This is a genomic window from Acidiphilium sp. PM, assembly GCF_000219295.1.
In the GTDB taxonomy this organism is placed as follows: domain Bacteria; phylum Pseudomonadota; class Alphaproteobacteria; order Acetobacterales; family Acetobacteraceae; genus Acidiphilium; species Acidiphilium multivorum.
In genome coordinates this window covers 1-1,261 of the sequence record NZ_AFPR01000378.1, presented here as the reverse complement: position 1 = coordinate 1,261, position 1,261 = coordinate 1, and the positions used below count along the sequence as shown (strand labels likewise).

At 68.1% G+C, this 1,261-nt stretch carries 2 protein-coding genes; both read left to right on the top strand.

The window, feature by feature from the left end; genetic code table 11:
* The coding region (locus tag APM_RS12875) for an NrtR DNA-binding winged helix domain-containing protein (protein ID WP_007423810.1) at positions 1-225 on the top strand (225 nt) is incomplete at its 5' end.
* 100 nt (positions 226-325) lie between these two features.
* The coding region (gene nadA, locus APM_RS12870; protein WP_007423809.1) for a quinolinate synthase NadA at positions 326-1,261 on the top strand (936 nt) is incomplete at its 3' end.

The window sequence follows — 1,261 nt, the reverse complement described above, 5'->3', positions numbered from 1 at the left end:
GAGCGGTTTTCCCTGCTCGATCTGCAACGCTGCATTGAAGCCATCGGCGGCCAGCCCCTGCACAAGCAGAATTTCCGGCGCCTCATCGAAAGCCAGAACCTGCTGGAAGAAACCGGAGACTTCGCGAATGGCCCCGGCCGCCCGGCCAAGCTGTTCCGCTTCCGCAGCGCCATCCGCGACGAACGGGCGATGACCGGCAGCCGCCCGCCGCTCTCCAGACCTTGACCCCATTATACTCACATCCACTATAAGAGGCGTCGAACCGGTCGATTTTCGCCCGGAAAACCGCTCATAATATGCTCATATCGAGCATAAGGATGTGGCCATGACCCTCGCCGCCGCCCCTATTCCCGCGCCGCTCGCGGCGCATGTCCCGCCCGCCGAATGGGCGCTGATGCAGGAGGACATCACGGCGATCCGCGACCTCAAGCAGGCGCGCGACGCGATCATCCTCGCCCACAACTACCAGACGCCCGACATCTATCACGGCGTCGCCGACATCGTGGGCGACAGCCTCGCCCTCGCCCGCGAGGCGATGTCGGCGCGCGCTTCGGTGATCGTCGTCGCCGGCGTGCATTTCATGGCCGAGACCGCGAAGCTGCTGAACCCGGACAAGACGGTGCTGATCCCCGATTCCCGCGCCGGCTGCTCGCTCGCCGAAAGCATCACCGCCGCCGATGTCCGCAGCCTGCGTGCCCGGCATCCGGGCCTGCCGGTGATCGCCTATGTCAACACCTCCGCCGCGGTGAAGGCCGAGGTGGATTACTGCTGCACCTCCGCCAACGCCCGCAAGGTGGTCGAGCACGCCGCCCGCGCCGCCGGGACCGACGCGGTGATCATGCTGCCGGACCGCTTCCTCGCCGCCAACACCGCGCGCGAGACCGCCATCCGCATCATCGCCTGGGATGGCGCCTGCGAGGTGCACGAGCGCTTCACCGCCGCCGACATCGCGCAGGTGCGCCGGCAACATGACGGGGTCGCCGTCCTCGCCCATCCGGAATGCCCGGAGGAGGTGGTCGCCGCCGCCGATTTCGCCGGCTCCACCGCCGCCCTCGCCGACTACATCGCGCGCCACCGCCCCGCCCGCGCCGCGCTGATCACCGAATGCTCGATGGCCGACAACATCGCCGCCGCCAGCCCGGGAACCACCTTCGTCAAGCCCTGCAATCTCTGCCCGCACATGAAGCGCATCACCCTGGCCGGCATTCGCCGCGCGCTGGAAACCATGACCGAACCGGTGACGATCGACCCCGCCCTCGCC